Source organism: Streptococcus sp. HMSC065H07, assembly GCF_001837325.1.
GTDB lineage: Bacteria > Bacillota > Bacilli > Lactobacillales > Streptococcaceae > Streptococcus > Streptococcus salivarius_H.
Map to the genome: position 1 here is coordinate 1 of NZ_KV832032.1, position 25,899 is coordinate 25,899.

The window sequence follows — 25,899 nt, forward strand, 5'->3', positions numbered from 1 at the left end:
ACCACTGCGTCTTGCTCGACAATCCAAAAACAATAAAGAGGCTAGGACTTTTGTCCCAGCCTCATAATTTTGAGAAATATTAGTAAAATCCATTTGATGTCGAGAAAGAGAATGACAAACAAGTGATTGTCTTGTCTGAAGAGACGAAAGAACGGATAACGGGTGATTTGTTTGAGGGACTTTATCGGAAACGACAGATTGGATTTGGCAAACTCTTCAAGACTATCAAGAAAGAATTAGACTTAGATGATGTCGAAGATGGTAATCTTGTTCAGACTGGAGAGGATAGTCAAGAAGTATCGCGAGGTCAGGAAATTGTAGCCGTTTGGAATTGGCAGAGAAAGAATTATTTTTTACAGTAACTAAGAAATATGTTAGTCAGTTTTATTATTAGGTGTATTTAATTTGCTGTAGTAATTGACAATTACGGCTGATAAGCATCCAAAAAAAATAAGTCCATATACAGTTAAAAAGACGCTAGTAATACGTCCGATTAGAGTAGTAGCTAGTATATCTCCGTAACCTACTGTTGTTGATGTGACAAAAGCATACCATAGTCCATCCCAGTAATTACTTATTTGAGGTTCAACTAATAAAAGTATTCCTCCTGAAATAAAAATAAAACTTACAAAACTTATCAAAAATTGATTAAATCCTGTAACTTTTATAATATGAAATAGAGTATTTAAACGTTTCATTTGGTTCTCCTTTGTTATAGTGTTAATGAAAATTATAGCATACAAAAAGTGTTTAAATATGTATTTTAGACACTTTTTATATTAATTTTTATTATGTTTTCTTGATAGTAAGCCTCTATCGTTACAAGCTCGTTTGTGGTAAGATGAGTATAGGTCATTTATGTTAGTTCCTTTCAGACAAATGTGGTGTTTATCTGAGCCTAACATAGGCTTTTTCTGTCTAGCTTAATTTTACAAATTGGGACCTAAATTGTCAAATTAAGTTAGACTTTTCAAGTAACTCAGAAAAACTTGGTAGGGTGATTGATAATTCAATGATTTCCTAGGAATTCTATTTCTTGAGAGTGGGACAGAAATCGGTAATTCGTTAGAATTCGATTTCGTCGTCCCACCTCCGCACAGTTGAGTAGGGCTGTAAAAGCTGATGAAATCAGCGTAGTAGAGCCCACTCAACCACTGCGTCTTTCTCGACAATCCAAAGACAAATTGAGAGGCTAGGACTTTTGTCCCAGCCTCATAATTTTGAGAAACATTCGTAAAATCCATTTGTTTCGGTAATCCATTTCGTCCTATATGTTAGTTCCTTTCAGATAAATGTGGTGTTTATCTGAGACTAGCCTAGATGGCTTTTTCTGTCTAGCTTAATTTTACAAATTTTGTTATAATAAGATTAATTAAAAAGGGAAAGGAGTCATGCTATCAAAAACGAAGCTAAAATTGAACGTCTTTATGATAAGAGTCGTCGCGGCTTTCTTCGTGGAATCTTTAGTCGTGCTACGATTATCTTCTTGATCATCTTACTGCAGCTTGTTGTTGTGGCCATGTCTTACCTCTGGTTGCATCAATATAGGATACACCTGCAAGTTACAGAAGTAGTCCTTCGTATTCTGGCCATTATTTATCTCTTTCAAAGTGATATGGAATCAACAGCCGTCAATACTTGGCTCCTGATAGTCTTGCCTTTTCCAATTATCGGAACCTTGCTCTTGGCTTATACGAAACTTGATATAGGTTACACAGGGATGAAGCGTGCTATTCAGAGCAATATTGACCGCAGTTCTGGTATTCTGAAACAAGATAATCAGGCCCTCGAAGAGCTTAAACAGCGTCACACCAGCAACTATAACTTGGTCCAATATCTTGAAAATGTGAACGGTTCCTTTCCAGTTTATCGTCACACGAAGACGACCTATTTCCCAAGTGGTGAAGCCAAGTTTGAGGAAATGAAGAAGCAACTTCTTAAAGCGGAGAAGTACATTTTCTTGGAATATTTCATTATTGGTGAAGGTGAAATGTGGGGTGAAATCCTAGCAATCTTGAAACAAAAGGTTCAAGAAGGGGTGGAAGTGCGAGTCCTATATGACGGAATGAATGAATTTTCAACCTTAAGTTTCGACTATAAGAAACGTTTGGAGAGAATTGGGATTCAATCTCGTGTTTTTGCCTCTGTAACGCCTTTCTTGTCGACCTATTACAACTATCGTGACCATAGAAAAATCTTGCTGATTGATGGTAAGGTTGCTTTCACAGGCGGGGTTAATTTAGCTGACGAGTATATCAACAAGATTGAGCGTTTCGGTCATTGGAAAGATACTGCCTTGATGCTGGAGGGCCCAGCGGTTGATACTTTTTTAGTTCTCTTTCTTCAGATGTGGACCTATTCTAACGAAACCTTAGATGTTACGCCGTATATGGTTGAACATAAGGTCTTTGATACCCCTGGCTTTGTTGTTCCTTATGGAGATATTCCATTGGACAAGGATAAAGTTGGTGAGAATGTCTATATTGACATCCTTAACCATGCGCGTGATTTTGTTCACATCATGACGCCTTATCTTATTTTAGATGGTGAGTTACTACATGCTTTGAAATTTGCGGCCGAGCGTGGGGTAGACGTCAGTATCATCATGCCTGGTATTCCTGATAAAAAGTCAGCTTACTACCTCGCTAAGACTTACTACCCAACACTTTTGGCATCCGGCGTAAAAATCTATGAGTACACTCCTGGATTTGTTCATGCAAAGGTATTTGTGAGTGACAATAGTAGGGCTGTTGTCGGAACGATTAATTTGGATTACCGCAGTCTTTATCACCACTTTGAGTGTGCGACCTATCTTTACAGGACGTCATCAGTGGTTGGTATTGAGGAAGATTTCCAAGCGACAATGGCCAAGTGTCATCGAGTCAGCATGACTGATGTTAAAAATCGACCATTTCACCAGAAGTGCTTGGGCTTATTGACCAGATTAGTTGCGCCATTGATGTAGTGACAAGACTTGTTATAAGAGGGTTGAGCCCTCTTTTTTTATAGTTTAAAATAAAGATAATGAAGTCGAAGGAGAAAATGATGTTAACCATTCGTCCAGCCAGCTTGTCAGATGCACAAGCTATCCAGGCCATCTATACACCCTATGTCGAGAAGACAGCTTTTACCTTTGAATATGAGGTTCCCAGTGTTCAAGAGTTTGAAAAACGCATTTGCAAGACGCTTGAAAAATACCCCTATTTAGTAGCGGAAGAGAATGGCCAAGTGCTAGGCTATGCTTATGCCTCAACCTATTATGCTCGTACAGCCTATGATTGGACCACTGAATTGTCTATTTATGTAGCCAAAGAGGCGCGTGGACAAGGGATTGGATCGGCCCTTTATACGGCCTTAGAAGAGGAGTTGCAAGCACGAGGCTACTTACGCTTTCTGGCTTGTATCGCTGTTCCGAACGAAGCGAGCATTTCCATGCATGAAAAGCGGGGCTATGTTCAAGTGGCTCATTTCCCAAAGATTGGCTATAAGTTTAACAAATGGCATGATATCGTCTGGATGCAAAAGACCATAGATGGCCCTGTCAGGAAAATACAGTAGAAACCACGCCAATTCTAAATTGCAATAGCTAATTATTCCTGCCTTTTTCATAGGCTAAAACGATACTAATAAAATTACTGAAGGAGACCGGAAAGTTGTAATGGTCTCCCCTACACGAAAGGAGCCTATATGACTCAAGAACAAAGTGCTAGACTGTTACCCCAAAAGCCCTCCAGATGGGGCAAAATTCTACTTAACCGAAAGGTTCCCATCCTCCTGTTCTTCTTACTGGAATTGGCCTTTCTTGTCTTTTCATATCTCAGCCTACAAGAGCATTTCCCATCCATTATCTTATGGGAACACTTGTTGAGTGTCTTTACCTTCTTTTACTTGCTCAATCGTTCCATGGATTCTCGTTCCAAACTGTCCTGGATGATTATCATTGCCCTCTTTCCAATTTTTGGGACGGCTCTGCTTTACTTTTCACTGGCTGATTTGGGTGTCAGACGCTTGAAGAAACGGCTTGAGGATGCTACAGTGCAGGCATCCGACCATTTAAGCACCAATCCAGAAGTTGCTGATTATTTATCCCAAAGTGATCGCCAATTACAGAAATTAGCTTATTTTTTGGAGCATAGTCCAGCACAGTTTCCTATCTACAGAAACACAGAGGTTACCTATTTTCCACTTGGAGATGACATGCTTCCAGCCTTGTTGGAGGATTTGAAAAAGGCGGAGAGTTATATCTTCATGGAATATTTCATCATTGACGAAGGAATCATGTGGGGCGAGATTTTAACAATTTTAGAGGAGAAGGCCAAGGCAGGTCTGGACGTTCGTGTCATGTTTGATGGGATGAATGAGATGACTACCTTGTCCTACGATTATATTGAGCGACTACACAAGGTTGGCATTAAAGCCCAGGCCTTCTCACCAGTCAAACCCGTTCTATCAACCTATTACAATTACCGAGACCATCGAAAGATTACAGTGATTGATGGTCAAGTTGCTTATACTGGTGGCGTTAATATCGCTGACGAGTATGTTAATAAACGAGAACGCTTTGGTCATTGGAAGGACACAGCCCTTCGTTTAGATGGTTCAGCAGTTCAAACGCTAAAAGCTCTCTTTTTGACCATGTGGACAGTGACTGGAATAGAGGATAAAACGGATGTGGAGTACTATCTACAAGAAAAACCTCAACAAAGAAAGAGTCAAGGCTTTGTACTCCCTTATGGCAATTCACCGCTGACCTACCACAAGGTTGCCGAAAATGTTTATTTACATCTTCTAAATACATCAACTAATTATGTCTATATCATGACGCCTTATCTGATTTTGGATGACGAATTGGTTCGGGCCATGACCTTTGCGGCCAGACGAGGTGTGGATGTTCGTATCATTATGCCAGGAATTCCAGATAAACAGTATGCCTTTGATATTGCGACGACCTATTTTAAAGCCCTCTTGGATGCTGGCGTCCGTATTTTCCGCTATACCCCAGGCTTTGTCCATGCTAAAGTTTATGTTTCTGATGGTCAACAAGCTGTGGTAGGTACCATTAATACAGACTACCGAAGTCTCTATCAAAATTTTGAAGACGGGGTTTATCTCTATAAAAATTTGGAAGTGATTAAGATTGAACAAGATTTTGAGAAAACTCAGGCTCTTTCAGAGGAAGTGACATTGGAAAGTTTATCAAAAATGCCTTTAGCTCATCGTCTATGTGGCTATCTCTTTTCTTTGATTGGACCTTTGATGTAAAAAAGGAGGAATCATATGGATACAAAAATTCTTTTGAAATTGTTAGAAGACCAAGCTAATCCAACGAAAGTCCCAGCAATGGAAGCTTATATGAAAAATAAATTCAGCTTTCTTGGCGTTCAAAAACCAATTCTCAAAAAGATTGAAAGAGAGTTTTTTAAGCCTTTCATAAAACATCCAATTGATTGGACTTTTGTGGAAGAGTGTTGGCAGCAACCTTACCGTGAGTTTCAATATATTGCTATGGATTATCTGGATAAAAAGAAGAAGGAGCTTAGACCTGAAGATTTTCCAAAGCTAAAGGAATTGGCTCAAACCAAATCATGGTGGGACAGTATAGATCAGTTGGACCGTATCATCGGGGAGATTACTTTTCACTACCCAGAAACCAAGAATATCATGCGTCAATGGAGTCTGGATGAGGATTTTTGGTTGAGACGTATTGCCATCGACCACCAGCTTATGCGTAAAGAATTGACTGATACAAACCTCTTAGCTGAGGTTATCTGTAACAACTTTGGACAGACTGAGTTTTTCATTAACAAGGCTATCGGTTGGAGTTTGCGCAATTACTCAAAGGTAAATCCTGATTGGGTTCGGGCTTTTATTGATCAACATGCTAGTCAAATGTCATCTCTTAGCATTCGTGAGGGAAGTAAGTATTTATAGAAATCAAGAGCTTGACTCTGTCGTTCAATATGCTAGAATAGAAACATGCGATGAGTCGATTGGCTCTTTAGAGCCTTTTGCGCTGAGGAGGTCTACATTAGATTGTAACGCAGGAGCGGACCTTGAGTAGTTGTGTGAACCTGCTACTCTCATCGAAAGATGCCTCCTATCCCTTACCATTTGGTAGGGGATTTTTTCTTTATTCTTGGCCTTTTAACCCTTTTCAACTGGGCTTAAACGTAGTATAATAGATTCACTAAACTAAATTGATAGAAAATTCCGAAAGAGGTTTTACTATGGGATACACAGTTGCTGTTGTCGGTGCTACAGGTGCCGTCGGTGCTCAAATGATCAAAATGTTGGAAGAATCAACACTTCCAATCGATAAAATTCGCTACCTTGCGTCTGCACGTTCTGCAGGGAAAGTCTTGCAATTTAAAGGTCAAGATGTGACTATCGAAGAAACGACTGAAGACGCATTTGAAGGTGTAGATATTGCACTTTTCTCAGCTGGTGGATCTACCTCTGCTAAATATGCACCATACGCTGTTAAAGCAGGTGCAGTAGTCGTTGATAATACATCATACTTCCGTCAAAACCCAGATGTACCATTGGTTGTACCTGAGGTCAATGCACATGCGCTTGATGCTCACAACGGTATTATCGCTTGCCCTAACTGTTCAACGATTCAAATGATGGTTGCCCTTGAGCCAGTTCGTCAAAAATGGGGCTTGGACCGTATCATCGTGTCAACTTACCAAGCCGTATCAGGTGCTGGTATGGGAGCAATCCTTGAAACACAACGTGAGTTGAAAGAAGTTTTGAATGACGGCGTTAACCCACGTGATGTTAAAGCTGAAATCTTGCCATGTGGTGGCGATAAGAAACACTTCCCAATCGCCTTCAATGCTTTGGCTCAAATCGACGTCTTCACTGAAAATGACTACACTTACGAAGAAATGAAGATGACAAACGAAACTAAGAAAATCATGGAAGACGATAGCATTGCCGTATCAGCAACATGTGTACGTATTCCAGTCTTGTCAGCTCACTCAGAGTCAGTTTACATTGAAACAAAAGAAGTGGCACCAATTGACGAAGTGAAAGCTGCTATTGCAGAATTCCCAGGTGCAGTCCTTGAAGACGACGTTGCTAACCAAGTCTACCCACAAGCCGTTAATGCTGTAGGTTCACGTGATACATTTGTCGGACGTATCCGTAAAGACTTGGATGCTGAAAAAGGTATCCACATGTGGGTTGTTTCAGATAACCTCCTTAAAGGTGCCGCTTGGAACTCAGTACAAATCGCAGAAACACTTCACGAACGTGGTTTGGTTCGCCCAACTTCAGAATTGAAATTTGAATTGAAATAGGGAGCGAAACAGAAATCAGTAACTCGAAGAGTTTGATTTCTCCTTCGCTTTTATAATTTAAGGCTTAGGCTATAAAAGTCCACAGGACTTTTATACCACCCCCGCACAGTTGATTAGGAAGTACGAATGCTGCAGACATGAGTAGTTCCAATCAACCACTGCGTTATGATTCCTATAAAGCAGAGAGACTTCTCTCTGTTTTTTTGTGTTTTGACTATCATATTGAAATAGTCAGTCCTCACGTTTTCAGAAAATTGTTAACTTATCTGTCTGTCTGGTCAAAATTATGGTAAAATGGAAAGGATTAGAAAACGGTTGAAGGAGAATATTATGTCAATTGATCAATTAAGAGATGTCAAACTGATCACAGCCCTTATTACACCTTTCCACGAAGATGGCTCAATCAATTATGATGCGCTTCCAGAATTGATTGAGCATCTTTTGGCTCACCATACAGAAGCTCTTCTTTTGGCGGGGACAACAGCTGAAAGTCCAACACTTACTCACGATGAGGAGTTGGAACTCTTTGCGGCTGTTCAGAAAATCGTTAATGGACGTGTGCCATTAATTGCTGGGGTCGGTACCAACGATACACGAGACTCTATCGAGTTTGCCAAAGAAGTTGCCAAATTTGGTGGTTTTGCAGCTGGTCTTGCTATCGTGCCTTACTACAACAAGCCATCACAAGAAGGTATGTACCAACACTTCAAAGCTATTGCGGATGCTTCTGATTTGCCAATTATCATCTACAACATCCCTGGTCGTGTGGTTGTTGAAATGGCTCCTGATACCATGCTTCGTTTGGCTGAACATCCAAATATTATCGGGGTTAAAGAATGTACCAGCCTTGCTAATATGGCCTACCTTATCGAACATAAACCAGAAGATTTCTTGGTTTATACCGGTGAAGATGGGGATGCCTTCCACGCTATGAACCTTGGAGCTAACGGTGTTATCTCAGTAGCCTCTCATACAAATGGTGATGAGATGCACGCCATGCTTGAAGCTATTGAAAATAGTGACCTCAAGACAGCAGCAGCTATCCAACGTAAATTTATTCCTAAAGTTAACGCTCTCTTCTCAGTACCAAGTCCTGCACCTGTCAAGGCTGTTCTCAACCATCTTGGTTTCGAAGTTGGACCACTTCGTTTGCCATTGGTTGCATGTACTTCAGAAGAAGCTAAACGTATCATCAAGGTCGTCCTTGAAGAAGATGTCGAAGCAACACGTGAGACAGTTACAGGTGTTGTTCGTCCAGATTATTAAGAAAATGAAGTTGAGCAGCTTGCTCAGCTTTTTTAGTTGAATAGGTTAAATCTCACAAAATAAGCTGATATAGGGTCTAAAAGCAGTTTTCTATCATGAAAATCAGCTTTTTTTTGATATAATTATAATTAGTGTGCTTAAAAAGAAAGGAAGTTTCATGAATCAACTTGAACAAAAACTTGAGCAGGATTTTGGTATTGTTTTTAGCCAAAAAGACCTCTTAGAAACAGCATTTACCCATACCTCATATGCCAATGAGCACCGCCTCCTAAACATTTCACATAATGAACGTTTGGAATTTTTAGGAGACGCGGCTCTGCAATTAGTCATTTCCGTTTATCTTTACAATCGCTACCCTAACAAGCCAGAGGGGGAAATGTCTAAGATGCGTAGTACTATCGTTCGTGAAGAAAGTTTGGCAGGTTTTACAAAGGCTTGCGGATTCGAGCAGTATATTCGTCTTGGTAAAGGGGAAGAAAAATCCGGTGGACGTGAACGTGCCACTATCCTAGGTGACCTCTGGGAGGCCTTCCTCGGTGCCCTTTATCTGGATCAAGGCTTGCCTGCTGTTGAGAAATTCTTGAATCAGGTCATGATTCCTCAGGTTGAAAAGGGAAACTTTGACCGCGTCACAGACTATAAGACAGCCTTGCAAGAGCGTCTTCAGGTCAATGGTACGGTTGATATTACTTATACTGTTATCGACGAGTCTGGACCAGCTCATGCCAAAGAATTTACTATGCAGGTAGCTGTTGATGGTAAGGAACTCAGCACAGGTCTTGGAAAATCTAAGAAATTAGCTGAACAGGCAGCGGCAAAGGCTGCCCTTGAACAACTAGGAAATTAAGCATGTATTTGAAATCAATTGAAATGCAGGGCTTTAAATCCTTTGCGGATAAGACGCAAGTCATCTTTGACAAGGGAGTAACAGCCGTTGTAGGTCCAAATGGATCGGGAAAATCAAATATTACAGAGAGTCTGCGCTGGGCACTGGGTGAATCATCTGCCAAGAGCTTGCGTGGGGGCAAGATGCCTGACGTTATTTTTGCAGGAACAGAGGTTCGTAAGGCTCTCAACTATGCGGAAGTGGCAGTCACTCTTGATAACAGTGATGGTTTTATCGCGGGTGCTGGCGAAACCATTCGTGTGGAGCGTCACATTTATCGAAACGGTGACAATGATTACTTGATTGATGGTCGCAAAGTTCGTCTGCGTGATATTCATGACCTCTTCATGGATACCGGTCTGGGGCGTGATTCTTTTTCTATTATTTCCCAAGGTCGTGTTGAGGCTATTTTTAATGCCAAACCTGAAGAACGCCGCGCTATTTTCGAAGAAGCCGCAGGGGTTCTTAAATATAAGACACGTAAGAAAGAAACGGAAAGTAAGCTTAATCAAACCCAAGATAACCTTGATCGTTTGGAAGATATCATTTACGAGCTGGACGGTCAGGTTAAACCGCTTGAAAAGCAAGCAGCGACTGCTAAACGTTACTTGGAATTAGATGAGGAACGTAGACAGACTCAGCTTAATCTTTTGGTCCACGATATTGAAATTGGTAAGTCTGACTTGAGCCAGACCCAAGAGGATTTGTCAGAGGTCAAGGAAAAATTAACCAGCTATTATGAGGAACGCCATCGCCTAGAGACTGAGAACCAAGAACTCAAACAAAAACGACATCAAATTTCAGAACAAATTTCTTCTGACCAACAAACCTTGGTGGATGTCACACGACTTATTAGTGACTTTGAGCGTCAAATTGATCTTTATACCATGGAGAGTCAGCAGCGTTCAGAGAAAAAAGAAGAAACTGAAGCTCGTCTCAGTGAGTTAGAGCATTTGAAAGAAGAAGCTCAGGCATCACTTGATAAGGTTAATCAAGGCCAAGTTGAATTGAATGCTGAGTTGGATAGCCTTGCCCAAGAGCTAATCGCTATTCAAAAAGAACTGGAGCAATTTTCTGATGACCCAGATACGCTTATTGAACGTTTACGTGAGGACTATGTTGGTCTGATGCAGGAGGAAGCCAAGGTTTCCAACAGTTTGACTCAGGTCACTCACGACATGGACAGTCAGACACAAGCGCTTGAGGCACAAGCTGAAGAATTTAAACAAGCTCAAGCTGATTTGCTCTCCGCTCAGGAAGTGGCCAGCGAAGCCCAAAAAGCTTATCAAGCAGCCCAAGAGAGTCTTCAAAACCTCCTAGCTAGCTACAAAGAAAAGGCTCAGACTTATCAAGCTCTTGATAAGGACTACCAAGAGGCTCAAAAGCAGATGTTTGACCTCATGGATTATCTTAAAAGTAAAGATGCTCGTCGTCAAAGTCTAGAATCTATTCAGAAAAATCATTCTAATTTCTATGCAGGGGTGAAGGCTGTCCTTCAAAATGCCCAATTCATTCAGGGAATTATTGGTGCAGTCAGTGAACACTTAACCTTTGACACGCGTTATCAGACGGCTCTTGAGATTGCTATGGGAGCTAGCGGGCAAAACATTATTGTTGAGGACGAAGCGGCTGCTAAGCGTTCGATTGACTACTTGAAACGAAATCGTCAGGGACGTGCGACCTTCTTGCCTTTGACCACTATTAAGCCACGTCAACTTAATGAACAATTTGCTCAAAGTCTTGCCAATGCACCAGGTTTTATAGGTATGGCTTCCGATTTGGTTACTTATGAGGACCGCTTATCTAATATTTTCCAAAACCTCCTTGGGGTTACGGCAATCTTTGATACCATTGACAATGCCAATAAGGCGGCTCGAGCGGTTCGTTTCCAAGTGCGTATGGTTACTCTTGATGGCTCTGAGATTCGTCCAGGTGGTGCCTTTGCTGGTGGTACCAACAAACAAAATAATAGTCTCTTTATCAAGCCTGAACTAGATGCATTGACTGCTGAAATTAACCAGATTAAGGCTCAATTAAGTGATAGTGAAGCCAAAGTTGAAGCCCTTAAGGTTAAACGTAAGGCTCTACAGAAAGCGCTAGAAGATCTTAAGGTAGATGGTGAGAATGCTCGTCTGCAAGAGCAAAAACTAGGCTTAGAACATCAACAAGCCTTGTCAGATGTAGAGAAAAATCAAGCCTTAGTAGATAGTTTCAAACAGGATTCTCAGGGATCTGAAGGTGCAAATCTGCAAGATAAGGCTGAGCAACTTAAAGCTGAGTTAGCACAAATTGCATCCAAGCGTGAGGCCATTAACGACCGTATTGAGGCAATTAAGGAAGATAAAGATGCTCTTGGTCAACAAAAACAGGTGCTCCTAGACAAGCAATCTGAACTTCAGTTGAAGGAACGTGACTTGCAGGCAGAATTGCGTTTTGCGAAGACAGAGAGCAATCGTCTTCAAGCTGACTTATCTGAGTTAATGCAAGAATCGGATAGTCTTAAGGCACTCCTTAACAACCAGGTTGATGAAGACCAAACTGACCGCCTTCCCCATCTGCAAGCACAGCATAAAGAGGCTGTTCAACGTAAAGACGATTTGGAACAAGCTCTTGTCCGTGCCAAGATTCAGGTGCAAGATTACGAAGGTCAGTTGGAGGATTTGGAGGAGCGTTTGGCAAAAGCTGGCAATCGTAACGAGGATTTGATTCGTCAACAGACTCGCCTGGAAGAGCGTGAAAGTCAGATTAGTCAATCACTTCGTAAGTTTGCGACTCAGTTGGCTGAAGATTATCAGATGACGCTCGAAGCAGCCAAAGGTCAGGCTAGCCCTCTTGACAATGTCGAACAAACCCGCCAGAATCTGCAAGGTCTTGAGCGTTCGATTAAAGCTTTGGGGCCAGTCAATGTGGATGCTATTGCCCAATTTGAAGAGGTTAAGCAACGTCTAGATTTCTTGAACGGCCAAAAGGATGATTTGCTCGAAGCCAAGAGTCTCCTTCTAAATACCATTAATGACATGGATGATGAAGTGAAATCACGCTTTAAAGCAACCTTTGAGGCTATCCGAGAAAGCTTTAAACAAACCTTTACGCAGATGTTCGGTGGAGGTTCAGCTGACTTGATTTTGACCTCAGACAATCTCCTAGAGGCTGGAGTAGAAATTTCAGTTCAGCCACCAGGTAAGAAAATTCAATCGCTTAACCTTATGTCTGGTGGTGAAAAGGCTTTGTCAGCTCTGGCCCTCCTCTTTGCCATCATTCGTGTAAAGACTATTCCATTTGTTATCCTAGACGAAGTAGAAGCGGCTTTGGATGAAGCCAATGTTAAACGCTTCGGTGACTACCTCAATCGTTTTGACAAGTCTAGTCAGTTTATCGTAGTTACCCACCGTAAAGGAACCATGTCCGCGGCAGACTCTATTTATGGGGTAACTATGCAGGAATCAGGTGTCTCGAAAATCGTTTCGGTCAAACTAAAAGACCTTGATTTAGACTAAAAATAGATTATATTTTCATGAAAGATAGTTGATAGCTTTATCACTATCTTTTTTCATAGTCTCAAAAAATTTGCAAGGACTTTCAGAAAATCATTAAGTTTGCGCTTTCAAAATTACGCAATCGATTGCGTAAAATGGCATAAAAAAGGCTATGATTAGGATTTTAGGGTTTATGAGAGAGAGGGCGACTTGTCATTTCCCACTGACATGTTACAATATTTAAGGAAATGTCATATGGGGATATGGTGTTTTTTAAGTTAGTTATAGTGTATGTGTTAAGATACGATTTTCTGGACACATTTAGGCTTCGCGTATACAAGTCTAAGAAGTCTTCTTTCGAGCGAAAAATCCAGGCTGGGAAACCTGGATTTTTCTTTGTCTTTTTAGTTTATTGGTCACCTTTCTCAGCTTGAGATTTGGCTTGTTTGATACCAGCATTGACCAAGCCCTGCATGATAGCCCCAAAAAGGATAGCTTCAAAAATGCCTGATAGCATATTATGGATTGAGAATAATTCTGTCAAATAGTCTTTATTGTCAACTAAGAAGTGAACTAGGGGCATGCCTAAGAACATGCTAATCCCAAAGCATAAACCTGACTTAAGCCCCACGTGCTTAAGTTGTTTTTTCTCTTTCTCAGTCAGTTCTTCCTCGTCAAAAGCATTAACAGCACTTATCTTTAACTTATAAGTAAGGATGCTGCTAACTAACAGAATGATAATCAAGAGGAGGATAGGATAAATACGAGCTACAAGTTCGGGATACTTAAAGCCTATAAGAAAGGCAATACCATTAACACAAAGTAAGGTAAAGAAAAGAACTACGAAAGCTATGTTACCCATTCGATCAACCTGTTGGCGCTTTTGTTCATCTAAAGGACCTGTGATACCATAAAAACGTTTAATTAGTTTGTCAGTGAAAGTTTCTTTAATCATGATTTACCTCTTTCTATCTTATATCTCTATTCGGATTTTCATCCCAAAAGAGACTGTTAAGATCCGTATCTAGAGCTTTAGCTAGATTAAGACAGAGCTCTAGTGTTGGGTTATATTTGTTATTTTCGATCATGTTAATAGTCTGTCGGGAAACGCCAATAGACTTTGCAAGTTCTAATTGCGAAAGCCCCATATTCTTTCTAAATTCCCTGACATGATTCATAATGGGCCTCCTTCTGAAAGACAAGCTAGTGTGTTGCTGTCAGTCGCAATTTATTAATTATGTCAACTTTATCTGACATAATTGTAGCAAATTTATATAGGTGTGTCAATTATCTTAGACATATTTTCTATTTTGGCATTAACTAAAGGATTCTTTGTCAGCTCTTGAAAGCTTTTTATTTTTTTGGTAAAATTGATAGTAATTGAATAGAGGTCGTAGAGACTAGTAACCTTATGGAAATTGACAGGGATTGGGGGTCATGGACTGGAAGCCTCCTCAAGGGAAGTTCGGCGAATTCACTCATGAAAACGACTGACGAATCAAGGTCTGGGTAACCAGATAAAAAACGGATGGTACCGCGTGTCAACGCTCCGGGTTGGAGTTTTGGCATGTGGTTTTTTGTTTGCGATTCGAAATTGTTACATCAGAAAGGAATCTCATGGATTTACAAACACAATTGCAAGAGTTGAAAACCTCAACACAGGCTAAATTGGCTGAAATGCGTGGTGAACACTCTAAAGAATTACAAGAATTGCGTGTTGCAGTTTTGGGTAAAAAGGGCTCTTTGACAGATCTTTTGAAGGGGCTTAAAGACCTTCCTAATGAAGAACGCCCTAAAGTTGGTAAAATGGTCAACGAAGTTCGTGACGTTTTGACTGAAGCTTTTGATGAAGCCGCTAAAATTGTTGAAGCCGCTAAAATTCAAGCCCAACTTGACTCTGAAAGTCTTGACGTAACCCTTCCAGGACGCCAAGTCAAACTTGGTAACCGTCATATTCTTAGCCAAACAGCTGAAGAAATCGAAGACATTTTCTTGGGGATGGGCTTCCAAATCGTTGATGGTTTTGAAGTTGAGACTGACTACTATAACTTTGAACGTATGAACTTGCCTAAGGACCACCCAGCGCGTGACATGCAAGATACCTTCTACATTACGGAAGAAATTTTGCTTCGTACACATACAAGTCCTGTCCAAGCTCGTACACTTGATAAACACGATTTTTCTAAAGGTCCACTTAAGATGATCTCACCAGGACGTGTTTTCCGTCGTGATACAGATGATGCGACTCACAGTCACCAGTTCCACCAAATCGAAGGTTTGGTCGTTGGTAAAAACATCTCAATGGGTGATCTTAAGGGAACGCTTGAAATGATTATCCAAAAAATGTTTGGTGCAGAACGTCAAATCCGTTTGCGTCCATCTTACTTCCCATTTACTGAGCCTTCAGTTGAAGTTGACGTGTCATGCTTTAAGTGTGGTGGTAAAGGATGTAACGTATGTAAGAAGACAGGTTGGATCGAGATCCTCGGTGCTGGTATGGTTCACCCACAAGTGCTTGAGATGTCTGGTGTTGATTCTGAAGAATATTCAGGTTTCGCCTTTGGTCTTGGTCAAGAACGTATTGCCATGCTTCGTTATGGTATCAACGACATTCGTGGTTTCTACCAAGGTGATGTTCGTTTCTCAGAACAGTTTAAATAAGGTTTAGGAGGTTGTCATGACAGTAGCTATTCGTAAGGTTCTTCCGGAAGAAGTAGCAGAATTAAAAGTTATCTCCGAAGAAACCTTTAGAGAGACTTTTGCTCATGATAATACCGAAGCCCAGTTGCAAGGTTACTTTGACACTGCACTTTCTGAGGAAGTCCTCTTAGATGAAATCACTCATGAAGAATCGCGTTACTTTTTCATTCTCGTTGATGGTGAAAAGGCAGGTTTTCTAAAGACCAATGTTGGTTCTGCCCAAACAGAGCAGCACCTGGACAATGCCTTTCAAATTCAGCGTATTTATATCAGTCAGGCCTTCCAAGGCATGGGCTTGGGTAAGCAATTATTTGAGTTTGCTTTACAAGAAGCTCGTGAACTTGCTTGTGATTGGGTCTGGTTGGGTGTTTGGGAAAGGAATTTTAAAGCACAGATATTTTACGATAAATATGGCTTCGAAAAATTCGCAGAACACGATTTTCCGGTCGGTGATGGTAAAGTGGACCGCGATTGGTTGCTAAAATTGAAACTATAAACCTATTATTAAGTTGATAGAGAGGATTTAAGACGACGATATAACTCGTAAGTTTGTCTTCCTCATAAATCAAAAACAGATATTCCTAAATTACAGAAAGGATTTGAACCCGCCCTAAGTAGAGGTTTAAATTCTTCTCTCATTTATCAGTTGAACTGATAATTTTAAAGAAAGGATTTGAATACGACCTCAAAGTTCGAGATTTAGATAAGTCGCTACTGAAATTAGGATTTCAGGCGACTTCCTAAAATCTTGTCACTTTGTTCCTTGCTGTGCAAGGACACGGTCTTAATATCATAATTATGCTAGTTAGTTATAAATGGTTAAAAGAGTTGGTTGATGTGGATGTTACCACTGCTGAACTCGCTGAAAAAATGTCGACGACAGGTATTGAAGTGGAAGGTGTTGAAACACCTGCTGAAGGCTTGTCTAAATTGGTTGTTGGTCATGTCTTGTCATGTGAAGATGTGCCTGAAACACACTTGCACTTGTGTCAAGTAGATACAGGAGATGCTGAAGGTCCACGTCAAATTGTTTGTGGAGCTCCAAATGTCACTGCTGGAATCAAGGTCATTGTTGCCATTCCTGGTGCACGCATTGCGGACAATTACAAAATCAAAAAAGGTAAGATTCGCGGCATGGAATCTCTCGGTATGATCTGTTCTTTGGCAGAACTTGGACTTCCAGATAGCATTATTCCTAAGGAATTTGCGGATGGTATCCAAATTTTGCCAGAAGATGCCGTTCCTGGCGATAGCATTTTCCCATATCTTGACCTTGATGATGAAATCATCGAATTGTCAATTACACCTAACCGTGCGGATGCTCTTTCTATGCGTGGTGTGGCACATGAAGTCGCTGCAATCTATGGAAAATCTGTTCACTTCCCAGAAAAAACGGTTACTGAAGACAGCAAACCAGCTTCTGATAAGATTTCAGTAGCCATCGAAAGTGATAAAGTGGCTACTTATGCTAGTCGTGTGGTTGAGAATGTTACTGTTCAACCAAGTCCACAATGGTTGCAAAATCTTCTTATGAATGCTGGTATCCGTCCAATCAACAACGTGGTTGACGTGACAAACTATGTTCTTCTTTACTTTGGACAACCAATGCACGCCTTCGATTTGGATAAATTTGAAGATTCACGTATCGTTGCTCGTGATGCCCGTGATGGGGAAAAATTAGTCACTCTCGATGGTGAAGAACGTGAATTGACTGCTGAAGATATTGTTATTACAGTTGCTGACAAACCAGTTGCCCTCGCAGGTGTTATGGGTGGCGCTTCAACTGAAATTGACAACAATTCTAAAAATGTCGTTCTCGAAGCTGCTGTTTTTGATGGTAAATCAGTTCGTAAGACAAGTAGCCGTCTCAACCTTCGTTCAGAATCATCATCACGTTTTGAAAAAGGTATCAATAACGATACTGTCCTTGAGGCACTTGATTTTGCTGCAGCCATGTTGCAAGAATTGGCAAATGGAACGGTGCTTGCAGGCCGTGTTCAAGCGGGATCTGTTGACATAGAGCCAGTTCAAGTTTCTACAAGCCTTGACTACGTGAATGTTCGCCTTGGTACAGAATTGACTTTTGCGGATATTGAAGATGTGTTTGCGAAACTTGGTTTTGGATTGACTGGTGATGCTGATAAATTCACAGTATCTGTACCACGTCGTCGTTGGGATATCAGCATCCAAGCAGACTTGGTTGAAGAAATTGCACGTATCTACGGTTATGAAAAATTGCCTACGACACTTCCAGAGGCAGCAGGAACAGCTGGTGAGTTGACTGAAACACAAGCGCTTCGCCGTAAGGTTCGTACCATTGCTGAAGGTGCTGGATTGACTGAAATCATCTCATATGCTTTGACAACACCTGAAAAGGCCGTTGAATTTGCTGCGACACCAACTAACTTGACAGAGTTGATGTGGCCAATGACTGTCGACCGTTCAGCCCTCCGTCAGAACATGGTCTCTGGTATGCTTGATACCGTTGCTTACAATGTTAACCGTAAGAATAGTAACGTTGCTATTTACGAAATCGGTAAGGTCTTTGAACAAAATGGTAATCCAAAAGAGGAATTGCCAAATGAAATCAATACCTTTGCCTTCGCTATTTCTGGTCTTGTAGCTGAAAAAGATTTCCAAACCAAAGCAACGCCAGTTGATTTCTTCTATGCTAAAGGGATTGTTGAAGCTCTCTTTGATAAACTTGAAGTTTCAGTTGACTATGTACCGACAAAAGACCTAGCAAGCATGCACCCAGGTCGTACAGCTGCTATTGTGCTTGACGATCAAACTATTGGATTCCTTGGTCAAGTTCACCCACAAACTGCCAAAAACTATGGCATTCCTGAGACTTATGTGGCTGAAATTAACCTTAGTGCTGTAGAAGCTGCCTTGCAACCAGATCAACCATTTGTTGAAATCACAAAATTCCCTGCAGTATCACGTGATATCGCCCTTCTTCTCAAGGCAGAAATAACTCATCAAGAAGTTCTGGATGCTATCTACTCTGCAGGAGTCAAACGCTTGGTTGCCGTTAAACTCTTCGATGTTTACGCAGGTGAAAAACTTGGTGCAGGTATGAAATCAATGGCTTATAGCCTTACCTTCCAAAATCCAAATGATAACCTCACAGACGAAGAAGTTGCTAAATACATGGAAAAAATCACCAAAGTCCTTACTGAGAAAGTCGAAGCAGAGGTTCGTTAATAGTTAAAAAATCCATCTGAGAAGATGGATTTTTAAGTGACTAGACTATATTACAAAAAGGAGTTAATTTGTTTTTAGAGTTTTTTGATGGGGTATTAGGACATTACACTTTTGAATCTGATAAAGTCAATGTTCTGATTGATGGTTTACCCAGCTTTGCTTATCCCTTGGGGCAAGTAATATTTGTATTATTAGTCTACAGGTTACTCGTTCATCAATATTTTAAAAAATTTTTAACCATGTCACCTCAGGATATTTGGGCTTGGCATAAAGAAACGTTCCGCAAAAGTAAATTATCTTTCATTGTCATTCCAATAGTTTATCTGTTCGTTTTCGGAATGACCTATGTTTTAGTCGATGATGTTTTGGCTACCGTCACTATTTACAAAGACTATAGAGGCCCTATAGCTAAAACCATTGATGGTCAAGTGGAAAAAATAGATATTAGTCATGTTGGGACAAAAACGAGTAGTGCTAGGATTAATGCTCACTTTGTAAGCTCTGACGGGCAGACTTATGACATTCACCTGATAAACGGTGACAAGAGAATCGCTAATTATATGCGCCATCATAAGTCAGAGTCCTACACAGCAACCCTTTCCTTTGATAAACATGGCAAACCAGTGTACATTTCTAAATTCTGGGAATAAGCAGTCTGGATAGCTCTTTCAGGGATTTGCACTTGACAAATATGTAAATTCTCTGCATAATAAAAGAAAAAGCCATGAAAAGAGGGTAGCCATGCAAATTATTAAACGTAATGGTCAAGTTGCTGAATTTGATCCTGATAAAATTTACCAAGCCATCTTAAAAGCAGCACAGACTGTGTATGTTCTTGATGATACTTGGCGCCAAAACCTTGCTCAAGTGACGAAAAAAGTAGTGCTTGATCTTCAAGATGCTCAGGTAGAACGTCCAACTATTAACATGATTCAGTCATTGGTTGAAAATCGTCTCATGGAAGCAGGCTTTATCAATATTGCCGAGCATTATATTTCATACCGTTTGCAACGAGATTTGGAGCGGAACGGTTATGGTGACAAGGTCATTGTACACCTACGCTTTGAGCAGACTAAATAAGAAAAGCCATCAAGCGATGGCTTTTTTTGTGTCTAATTGTCACTTTGTCTTTTTTAAAAGTTTTATAAAGGATTCCAGTTCCTGTCCATGACCTATCTGCAGATAAGTTTCAGAAGTTGGTCTAATAAAGGAGGATTCTAAAAAACGAATCTGTTTGTGGGCTTTGAATTTTTCAAGTGAAAACTCTTTAGGAAGTTGCCAGGTCACATGTCTAGGGGAAATCTGATAAGGTATGATAACCTTAGATTTCTCAATGATGGCTTGACTTTTACTCATGTTTTGTTGGAAGAGGTCACCAAGTTTTTTAATGTTTTTTTGGAACATGCCATTTTCGAGATAAACGGAAAGTGCTTTTTGCATGATGAGATTGGTATCATAGTCAATAAGTCCCTTGTGGCTCAAAAAGGTAGGCTTAAGATTAGGAGGTAAGACAAGGCTACCTAGACGTAAACCTGGAAAAAGAGCCATGGAAAAGGATTTGATGTAGATGGTCTGATTTTGGGTGTCATAGTAGTGAATCGGGAGATTTTTACTATCGCTAAAGTCTCCCATATAGTCATCCTCAACGATATAAACATTATACTGATTGGCAAGTTGGGCCAGCTTTTCTTTTTCACTGGCAGAATAGCTTAATCCAAGAGGATTGGAGTAACGACTGATGGTATAGAAGAACTTAATCTGTCCAGATTTAAAGTACTCTTCCAAGCGGTCAAAATCTAAACCATCAAAACCACGGTTAATCGTTTCGTAAGCTAGATTTTGACGGTTGACGAGCTGGTTCATGCGATGATAGGTAGGTTGTTCTAAGAGAATTTTGTAGCCACCATTACCAAAATCCATCTGTGAAAGGATGTAGAGGGCCTGTTGGCTTCCTGAGGTTATGACAATCTGATCCGAATTGACATAAATATCGTCAGCAATTAATCGACTCTTTAAGGCTTCAAGCAAATCTTTGAGTCCGGCTTGTTCATGATAATAGTTGAAGAGGTAGTCCTGGTGCCCCGCCAAACTTTCATCCAAACAAAGCTTAAAATCCTCGTAGGCCAATCGATTGTAATCATTAAGGTTAAGAAGCACCTTATTATCAACTTCATTGCGACCTTCAAGGACGTAATAGCCACTTTTGGGTACGGCATAAATATAGTTTTGATACTTGAGTTCCAAGAGTGCCCTTTGGGCTGTATCCTTACTACAGGCATAAGTCTGGCTAAGTTGACGAATAGAGGGGAGCTTACTCCCTTTTTTCAAAGTACCATTTTGGATATCTTTGATGATGGTCTCGACAATATCTTGATAAATACTCATAACTGACCCCTTACAGATTTTCCCTTATTTTACCCTACTTGTCTTCTAAGGGCAAGAGACCTAGAGATATTTGACAAGATTATTAGATTTTGACATAATAAAAAGGTTGTAAGGTAAAACTAAATTCCCCTTTCAAATAAGTTTAAGGAGATTATAAGAATGACTTTTAAGAAAATCTTAGGACTTCTGGCTCTTGCATGCTTAACTGTTATCGGTTTGTCAGCTTGTACACCGGAGAAAGAGCCTACTTGGACCTACGATAAAAACAAAATGCTATTTACAGGACAAGATGCTAGTGTACAAGTTCTTTCTGCAACTAAAATCGAATCACCAGAAGGTCAAAAAGCTGTACGCGTTCACTATAAACTTACCAACTCAAGTAAAGAAACCATGAATGCCTACACTCTTTTGATGAAGGTAGTCCTTGATGTAAAACAAGAAAAGGAAGAAGTGAAGGTTGCTACATTGGTCTTTTCTAAAGATGATGACCGAGATAAGATTGCAAATAAGACCAAGATTGCTCCTAAGGAAGTTAAAGAAATCGTTGTTGACTATGCCGTTGCTGATTTTGATCATGATCTTAGCATTGATTTCTCTGATTACGGTACTGAGGCTAACGCGACTGCCAAGCTTTCACTACAAAATCTTGAAAAGGCACCTGTCAAATACTTTGATAAAAAAGCTCAATAAGTTTTATCACCACATGAATGTGTGGTGTTTTTTTATTGTCTTAAATCTGTACCCATACAGTATTGAAAATACTATCTTGTCTAATCGTCAGAATTTTCATAAACTTATACTATATTTATTGACTAAGGAGTTTTAGGTATGTCAGCAAAACGTTTAACCATTTCTGCATTTTTCATGGCACTTGTCATTATTTTGAGCTCGAGTCTCTTATCTATTCCAGTGCCAGGAGGTCATTTCTATTTTAACGGGATTATTATTTTCCTAGTTGGTTTAATTTTCCCACCTACAGAAGCAGTTATTATTGCTGGAGTAGGTTCCTTTATTGGAGATTTTCTTTTTTACCCTCTTCCTATGTGGGTAACTCTAGTAACACACAGCCTTCAAGTTCTCGCTATTGCACTCATTGTTGGAGGCCACTTAGGAAAATTGAGTAAGTCTAGGGCAGCTTTAGGTCTCTTGATTGGGGCTATTATTGACTTAGTCGGATATGGCTTAGGAAGAGCCTTTATCTATGGTACGCCTGCCTATGCTATTATGAAGATCCCTTTTGACATTGTAGCTGCTATTCTTGGTTTAGGAGTGGCCTACTACATTTATTTCCACACAGGTTTTGTGAAACAGTTTAAAAAGACCTGGGAAGGAAAATAGATGACCAAAGTAATTGTTGCCAATGACCTGGTTGGTCTAGGTAAGGTTGCTTTGACTAGTAACCTCCCTATCATGTCAGCCTGTCAAACTGAAGTCCTTCCCCTACCAACCGTCCTTTTATCTTCGCATACAGGGGAGTTTGAAAATATCTATGTACGGAATCTTACGGATGACCTAAAAGGATTTTGTAAGCAGTGGGAGCACTTGGATTTTATAGTAGATGGCCTTGTGAGTGGTTATTTTAAGTCAGAAGAAGGACTAAAACGTGTAGGTCAATTGGCTCGCGATAAACAGATAGCTCTATTTGTTGACCCTATTATGGGTGACAATGGTAGTCTCTATCAAGGTTTTGATAGAAACTATGTAGAAGCCATGAAAGCTTTCTGTCAACAAGCAGATGTCATCATTCCTAATCTGACAGAAGCTGCCTTTTTGACGGATACTCCCTATCTTGAAGCAGGTTCCTATGATGAGGCCACTATTGAAAAGCTTCTGAGAGAGTTGACCAAGCTTGGACCTAGAAAAGTTATTTTGACAGGTATCTCATTTGAGACAGATAAAATTGGGCTGGCTTATTTTGATAAAGAGACTAATGAAACAGTTTATCGCATGCAAAAACGTTATCGCTATCATTTTTATGGAAGTGGCGATTTACTAACGGCAATCTTATCAGCAGGTTACTTTTATAATCTTGATTTACTAAAGATTTGTGATTTGGCCTTGGATGTTATGGATAGGGTTCTTTCGTCAACACTGTCCGATGGTCGTCCTTTAAAGTATGGTCTTTGCTATGAGCCCCATATCGGTTATTTATTCAGTGGTTTTAATGCCCTATTGGAGGAGAAAAATGAAAAGTGATAAAACACGTGAATTAGTTATTCTAAGTTTGTATGCAGCTTTAATTATTGTGAGTGTACAGTTTATTCGTATTCCTTTTGGACCTCAATTTGTCCATCTGGGAAATGCCCTAGTTGTGATTGCTATTTTGATTTTCGGTGCTAGAAAAGGTGCGCTAGTCGCAACAGTAGGGTTAGGGCTATTTGATATTTTCAATGGCTATGCTGCTGAGGTCTGGATTACTATTTTAGAATCCTTGATTGTTTGTTATGTTCTCTATCTTGTTTTTGAAAAGTTTTTAAAATCAAATGACAAAATGGCTAACATCATAATCATTGGAGTCATAGCGGCATTGACCAAAATTATTTTAAATTTTGTTAAGTATACGATTATTAATAGTATCGTTGCTGCTTTACCACTTAATGCAGCTATGGTATTGGCACTTACTAAAATTGGTGGAACCTTTGGGACATCAGTAGTGACTATCATTGCGGTGCCTCTCCTCTATCCTGTCTTCAAACGTATTTTACAGAGAAACTAAAGATTTAGCAGGTTAGTACTGCTTTTTCTTTTTAATTTTCCAGAAGCAGAGGTCCAAATTTTCACTAAAAAATGGTAAAATAGTAAAGTTAATGTCAAGAAAGGAAAGGGCTGAAGACAGATTCAGCCCAGATATGCTATGTCTATTTTAGAAGTCAAAAATCTTAGTCACGGATTTGGTGACCGTGCTATTTTTGAAAATGTCTCATTCCGTTTGCTCAAAGGTGAGCATATCGGTCTTGTCGGTGCTAACGGTGAAGGAAAGTCAACCTTCATGTCTATCGTTACTGGAAAATTGCAGCCAGATGAAGGTAAGGTAGAGTGGTCTAAGTACGTTACAGCGGGTTACTTGGATCAGCATGCTGTTCTTGAAAAGGGGATGACCGTTCGTGATGTCCTTCGTACGGCTTTTGATGAGCTCTTTAAAACTGAAGAACGCATCAACGAGATTTACATGTCTATGGCTGACGAAGGAGCCGACGTTGATGCTCTGATGGAAGAAGTAGGTGAGCTTCAGGATCGTTTGGAAACGCGTGATTTCTATACACTAGATGCTAAGATTGATGAGGTTGCCCGTGCACTAGGTGTCATGGATTTTGGTATGGATACAGATGTAACGGACCTTTCAGGTGGTCAACGTACCAAGATTCTCTTGGCTAAGTTATTGCTTGAAAAACCAGATATCTTGCTTCTTGATGAGCCAACTAACTATTTGGATGCTGAACACATTGCCTGGCTCAAACGCTATCTTCAAGAATATGAAAATGCCTTTGTCCTCATTTCGCACGATATTCCGTTCCTAAACGATGTGATTAACATTGTCTACCATGTTGAAAATCAAGATCTGGTTCGCTATGCAGGTGATTATGACAATTTCCAATCTGTCTATGCAATGAAGAAAGCTCAATTGGAAGCAGCCTATGAACGTCAGCAAAAGGAAATTGCAGACCTTCAAGATTTTGTTAACCGTAACAAGGCGCGTGTTGCTACTCGAAATATGGCCATGTCGCGTCAGAAAAAATTGGATAAGATGGAAATTATCGAGTTGCAGGCAGAGAAGCCAAAACCAGAATTCCATTTCAAGGAAAGCCGTACACCTGGACGCTTTATTTTCCAAACCAAAGATCTCGTTATTGGTTACGACCGTCCGTTGACCAAGGCTCCATTGAATCTTACATTCGAACGTAATCAAAAGGTAGCTATTGTCGGTGCCAATGGTATCGGTAAGACCACTTTGCTTAAGAGCCTGCTTGGTATTATTCAACCACTCGAAGGAGAAGTTGAAACAGGTGATTTTATTGACCTAGGTTATTTTGAACAAGAAGCAGAAGGCTCACGTCAGACGCCTCTTGAAGCGGTTTGGGACGCTTTCCCAGCTCTAAATCAAGCTGAGGTTCGTGCAGCTCTAGCCAAATGCGGATTAACCTCTAAGCATATTGAAAGTCAAATTCAGGTGCTTTCAGGTGGAGAACAAGCTAAGGTTCGTTTCTGTCTCCTTATGAATCGTGAAAATAATGTCCTTGTTCTGGACGAACCGACCAACCACTTGGATGTTGACGCCAAGGATGAATTGAAGCGTGCCCTTCAGGCCTTTAAAGGTAGTGTCCTCATGGTATGTCACGAACCCGAATTTTATGAAGGTTGGACAGATGTTTGGGATTTTAATGAGTTAGTATAGTGATAAAAGAGTGTTGGTATTCTCTAAAGAGAGACTTGCTCACTCTTTTTTTATGTTAAAGAGCCGAGTAGACTTACTAAGATTTGATAAGACGGAGATGGTGTAGAGGAAGGTCGTCATCATCATAAAGTGTTTTTCTACAGATTTTGTCGTGACCTATTTGGGTTTTGAGCATACAAATTTAATTTGTTCAAAAAGTAACAAAGTCTGAGCATAAAAGGTGTAACCGTTTTCCGATTATGGTAGAATAAATTAGTAAACTATTATCAAAAGAAAGTTGGA

At 40.2% G+C, this 25,899-nt stretch carries 23 protein-coding genes; 19 read left to right on the forward strand and 4 right to left on the reverse strand.

Going from position 1 to position 25,899, the window contains the following annotated elements:
• Positions 1–122: 122 nt before the first annotated feature.
• Positions 123–362: a protein rep gene (locus HMPREF2637_RS05400; protein WP_002885362.1), complete on the forward strand. Its 240-nt coding sequence runs from the start codon at positions 123–125 to the stop codon at positions 360–362.
• A 12-nt stretch (positions 363–374) separates the two neighbouring features.
• Here HMPREF2637_RS05400 and HMPREF2637_RS05405 read toward each other — a convergent pair whose 3' ends face one another.
• The gene (locus HMPREF2637_RS05405) at positions 375–731 is read right to left on the reverse strand and encodes a potassium channel family protein (protein WP_261787309.1); all 357 of its coding nucleotides are present in this window, start codon (positions 729–731) and stop codon (positions 375–377) included.
• A gap of 683 nt (positions 732–1,414) precedes the next feature.
• Between HMPREF2637_RS05405 and cls (HMPREF2637_RS05410) the strand changes: the two genes are divergently transcribed.
• The 8 genes from cls (HMPREF2637_RS05410) (at position 1,415) to smc (ending at position 12,953) form a co-directional block, all read left to right on the forward strand.
• Complete coding sequence (cls, locus tag HMPREF2637_RS05410; protein ID WP_171963578.1) at positions 1,415–2,965, forward strand: cardiolipin synthase; 1,551 nt, start codon at positions 1,415–1,417, stop codon at positions 2,963–2,965.
• An 80-nt stretch (positions 2,966–3,045) separates the two neighbouring features.
• Positions 3,046–3,558 carry a GNAT family N-acetyltransferase gene (locus HMPREF2637_RS05415; protein ID WP_002885332.1) on the forward strand — a complete coding sequence of 171 codons (513 nt, stop codon included), beginning with the start codon at positions 3,046–3,048 and terminating at the stop codon, positions 3,556–3,558.
• Between the two features lie 129 nt (positions 3,559–3,687).
• Entirely contained in the window at positions 3,688–5,262 is a 1,575-nt protein-coding gene (gene cls / locus HMPREF2637_RS05420; protein ID WP_070839558.1) for a cardiolipin synthase, read from the forward strand.
• 15 nt (positions 5,263–5,277) lie between these two features.
• On the forward strand, positions 5,278–5,931 hold the full coding sequence (locus tag HMPREF2637_RS05425) for a DNA alkylation repair protein (RefSeq protein WP_002885253.1): 654 nt from the start codon (positions 5,278–5,280) through the stop codon (positions 5,929–5,931).
• Between the two features lie 296 nt (positions 5,932–6,227).
• A complete protein-coding gene (locus tag HMPREF2637_RS05430; protein ID WP_003096845.1) occupies positions 6,228–7,304 on the forward strand; it encodes an aspartate-semialdehyde dehydrogenase in 1,077 nt (358 codons plus the stop codon).
• Between the two features lie 330 nt (positions 7,305–7,634).
• Complete coding sequence (gene dapA, locus HMPREF2637_RS05435; protein ID WP_013990425.1) at positions 7,635–8,570, forward strand: 4-hydroxy-tetrahydrodipicolinate synthase; 936 nt, start codon at positions 7,635–7,637, stop codon at positions 8,568–8,570.
• Positions 8,571–8,727: 157 nt separating this feature from the next.
• A complete protein-coding gene (gene rnc / locus HMPREF2637_RS05440; protein WP_004182345.1) occupies positions 8,728–9,417 on the forward strand; it encodes a ribonuclease III in 690 nt (229 codons plus the stop codon).
• A gap of 2 nt (positions 9,418–9,419) precedes the next feature.
• Positions 9,420–12,953, forward strand: a complete 3,534-nt coding sequence (gene smc, locus HMPREF2637_RS05445) for a chromosome segregation protein SMC (protein ID WP_070839561.1) — start codon at positions 9,420–9,422, stop codon at positions 12,951–12,953.
• A 388-nt stretch (positions 12,954–13,341) separates the two neighbouring features.
• On the opposite strand, the gene HMPREF2637_RS05450 is transcribed toward smc, so the two are convergent.
• Positions 13,342–13,887 carry a DUF3278 domain-containing protein gene (locus HMPREF2637_RS05450; protein ID WP_064525097.1) on the reverse strand — a complete coding sequence of 182 codons (546 nt, stop codon included), beginning with the start codon at positions 13,885–13,887 and terminating at the stop codon, positions 13,342–13,344.
• A 13-nt stretch (positions 13,888–13,900) separates the two neighbouring features.
• Positions 13,901–14,110, reverse strand: a complete 210-nt coding sequence (locus HMPREF2637_RS05455) for a helix-turn-helix transcriptional regulator (RefSeq protein WP_064525094.1) — start codon at positions 14,108–14,110, stop codon at positions 13,901–13,903.
• 439 nt (positions 14,111–14,549) lie between these two features.
• Between HMPREF2637_RS05455 and pheS the strand changes: the two genes are divergently transcribed.
• The 5 genes from pheS to HMPREF2637_RS05480 all read left to right on the forward strand — a co-directional run bounded on the left by pheS (position 14,550) and on the right by HMPREF2637_RS05480 (position 19,919).
• Positions 14,550–15,593 carry a phenylalanine--tRNA ligase subunit alpha gene (pheS, locus tag HMPREF2637_RS05460; RefSeq protein WP_014633009.1) on the forward strand — a complete coding sequence of 348 codons (1,044 nt, stop codon included), beginning with the start codon at positions 14,550–14,552 and terminating at the stop codon, positions 15,591–15,593.
• Positions 15,594–15,609: 16 nt separating this feature from the next.
• Positions 15,610–16,128 (forward strand): GNAT family N-acetyltransferase, encoded by a 519-nt coding sequence (locus HMPREF2637_RS05465; RefSeq protein ID WP_070839564.1) that lies wholly within the window; start codon positions 15,610–15,612, stop codon positions 16,126–16,128.
• A gap of 272 nt (positions 16,129–16,400) precedes the next feature.
• On the forward strand, positions 16,401–18,839 hold the full coding sequence (pheT, locus tag HMPREF2637_RS05470) for a phenylalanine--tRNA ligase subunit beta (protein WP_354384749.1): 2,439 nt from the start codon (positions 16,401–16,403) through the stop codon (positions 18,837–18,839).
• A 68-nt stretch (positions 18,840–18,907) separates the two neighbouring features.
• Positions 18,908–19,489, forward strand: coding sequence for a hypothetical protein (locus tag HMPREF2637_RS05475; RefSeq protein WP_064525085.1), 582 nt, complete (start codon positions 18,908–18,910; stop codon positions 19,487–19,489).
• Positions 19,490–19,580: 91 nt separating this feature from the next.
• Entirely contained in the window at positions 19,581–19,919 is a 339-nt protein-coding gene (locus tag HMPREF2637_RS05480; protein WP_002891184.1) for an ATP cone domain-containing protein, read from the forward strand.
• 39 nt (positions 19,920–19,958) lie between these two features.
• Here the strand turns inward: HMPREF2637_RS05480 and HMPREF2637_RS05485 are convergent, their stop codons facing one another.
• Positions 19,959–21,224: an aminotransferase-like domain-containing protein gene (locus HMPREF2637_RS05485; protein WP_064525082.1), complete on the reverse strand. Its 1,266-nt coding sequence runs from the start codon at positions 21,222–21,224 to the stop codon at positions 19,959–19,961.
• Between the two features lie 159 nt (positions 21,225–21,383).
• Between HMPREF2637_RS05485 and HMPREF2637_RS05490 the strand changes: the two genes are divergently transcribed.
• The 5 genes from HMPREF2637_RS05490 (at position 21,384) to HMPREF2637_RS05510 (ending at position 25,617) form a co-directional block, all read left to right on the forward strand.
• Complete coding sequence (locus HMPREF2637_RS05490) at positions 21,384–21,914, forward strand: DUF5067 domain-containing protein (protein ID WP_064525079.1); 531 nt, start codon at positions 21,384–21,386, stop codon at positions 21,912–21,914.
• A 138-nt stretch (positions 21,915–22,052) separates the two neighbouring features.
• Complete coding sequence (locus tag HMPREF2637_RS05495) at positions 22,053–22,562, forward strand: ECF transporter S component (RefSeq protein ID WP_060973262.1); 510 nt, start codon at positions 22,053–22,055, stop codon at positions 22,560–22,562.
• A complete protein-coding gene (locus HMPREF2637_RS05500; protein ID WP_070839567.1) occupies positions 22,563–23,420 on the forward strand; it encodes a pyridoxamine kinase in 858 nt (285 codons plus the stop codon).
• Positions 23,410–23,940: an ECF transporter S component gene (locus HMPREF2637_RS05505; protein ID WP_064525074.1), complete on the forward strand. Its 531-nt coding sequence runs from the start codon at positions 23,410–23,412 to the stop codon at positions 23,938–23,940. Before HMPREF2637_RS05500 ends, HMPREF2637_RS05505 begins: the two co-directional genes overlap by 11 nt.
• A 138-nt stretch (positions 23,941–24,078) precedes the next feature.
• Complete coding sequence (locus HMPREF2637_RS05510; RefSeq protein ID WP_003096870.1) at positions 24,079–25,617, forward strand: ABC-F family ATP-binding cassette domain-containing protein; 1,539 nt, start codon at positions 24,079–24,081, stop codon at positions 25,615–25,617.
• The last annotated feature ends 282 nt before the right edge of the window (positions 25,618–25,899 follow it).

Coding starts and splice junctions, on each gene's coding strand:
- HMPREF2637_RS05455 (WP_064525094.1), bottom strand. CDS start 14,110: ATGAATCATGTCAGGGAATTTAGAAAGAATATGGGGCTTTCGCAATTA.
- HMPREF2637_RS05500 (WP_070839567.1), top strand. CDS start 22,563: ATGACCAAAGTAATTGTTGCCAATGACCTGGTTGGTCTAGGTAAGGTT.
- HMPREF2637_RS05485 (WP_064525082.1), bottom strand. CDS start 21,224: ATGAGTATTTATCAAGATATTGTCGAGACCATCATCAAAGATATCCAA.
- HMPREF2637_RS05430 (WP_003096845.1), top strand. CDS start 6,228: ATGGGATACACAGTTGCTGTTGTCGGTGCTACAGGTGCCGTCGGTGCT.
- pheS (WP_014633009.1), top strand. CDS start 14,550: ATGGATTTACAAACACAATTGCAAGAGTTGAAAACCTCAACACAGGCT.
- HMPREF2637_RS05510 (WP_003096870.1), top strand. CDS start 24,079: ATGTCTATTTTAGAAGTCAAAAATCTTAGTCACGGATTTGGTGACCGT.
- rnc (WP_004182345.1), top strand. CDS start 8,728: ATGAATCAACTTGAACAAAAACTTGAGCAGGATTTTGGTATTGTTTTT.
- dapA (WP_013990425.1), top strand. CDS start 7,635: ATGTCAATTGATCAATTAAGAGATGTCAAACTGATCACAGCCCTTATT.
- HMPREF2637_RS05505 (WP_064525074.1), top strand. CDS start 23,410: ATGAAAAGTGATAAAACACGTGAATTAGTTATTCTAAGTTTGTATGCA.
- HMPREF2637_RS05450 (WP_064525097.1), bottom strand. CDS start 13,887: ATGATTAAAGAAACTTTCACTGACAAACTAATTAAACGTTTTTATGGT.
- HMPREF2637_RS05495 (WP_060973262.1), top strand. CDS start 22,053: ATGTCAGCAAAACGTTTAACCATTTCTGCATTTTTCATGGCACTTGTC.
- smc (WP_070839561.1), top strand. CDS start 9,420: ATGTATTTGAAATCAATTGAAATGCAGGGCTTTAAATCCTTTGCGGAT.
- HMPREF2637_RS05415 (WP_002885332.1), top strand. CDS start 3,046: ATGTTAACCATTCGTCCAGCCAGCTTGTCAGATGCACAAGCTATCCAG.
- HMPREF2637_RS05425 (WP_002885253.1), top strand. CDS start 5,278: ATGGATACAAAAATTCTTTTGAAATTGTTAGAAGACCAAGCTAATCCA.
- cls (WP_070839558.1), top strand. CDS start 3,688: ATGACTCAAGAACAAAGTGCTAGACTGTTACCCCAAAAGCCCTCCAGA.
- HMPREF2637_RS05490 (WP_064525079.1), top strand. CDS start 21,384: ATGACTTTTAAGAAAATCTTAGGACTTCTGGCTCTTGCATGCTTAACT.
- HMPREF2637_RS05480 (WP_002891184.1), top strand. CDS start 19,581: ATGCAAATTATTAAACGTAATGGTCAAGTTGCTGAATTTGATCCTGAT.
- HMPREF2637_RS05465 (WP_070839564.1), top strand. CDS start 15,610: ATGACAGTAGCTATTCGTAAGGTTCTTCCGGAAGAAGTAGCAGAATTA.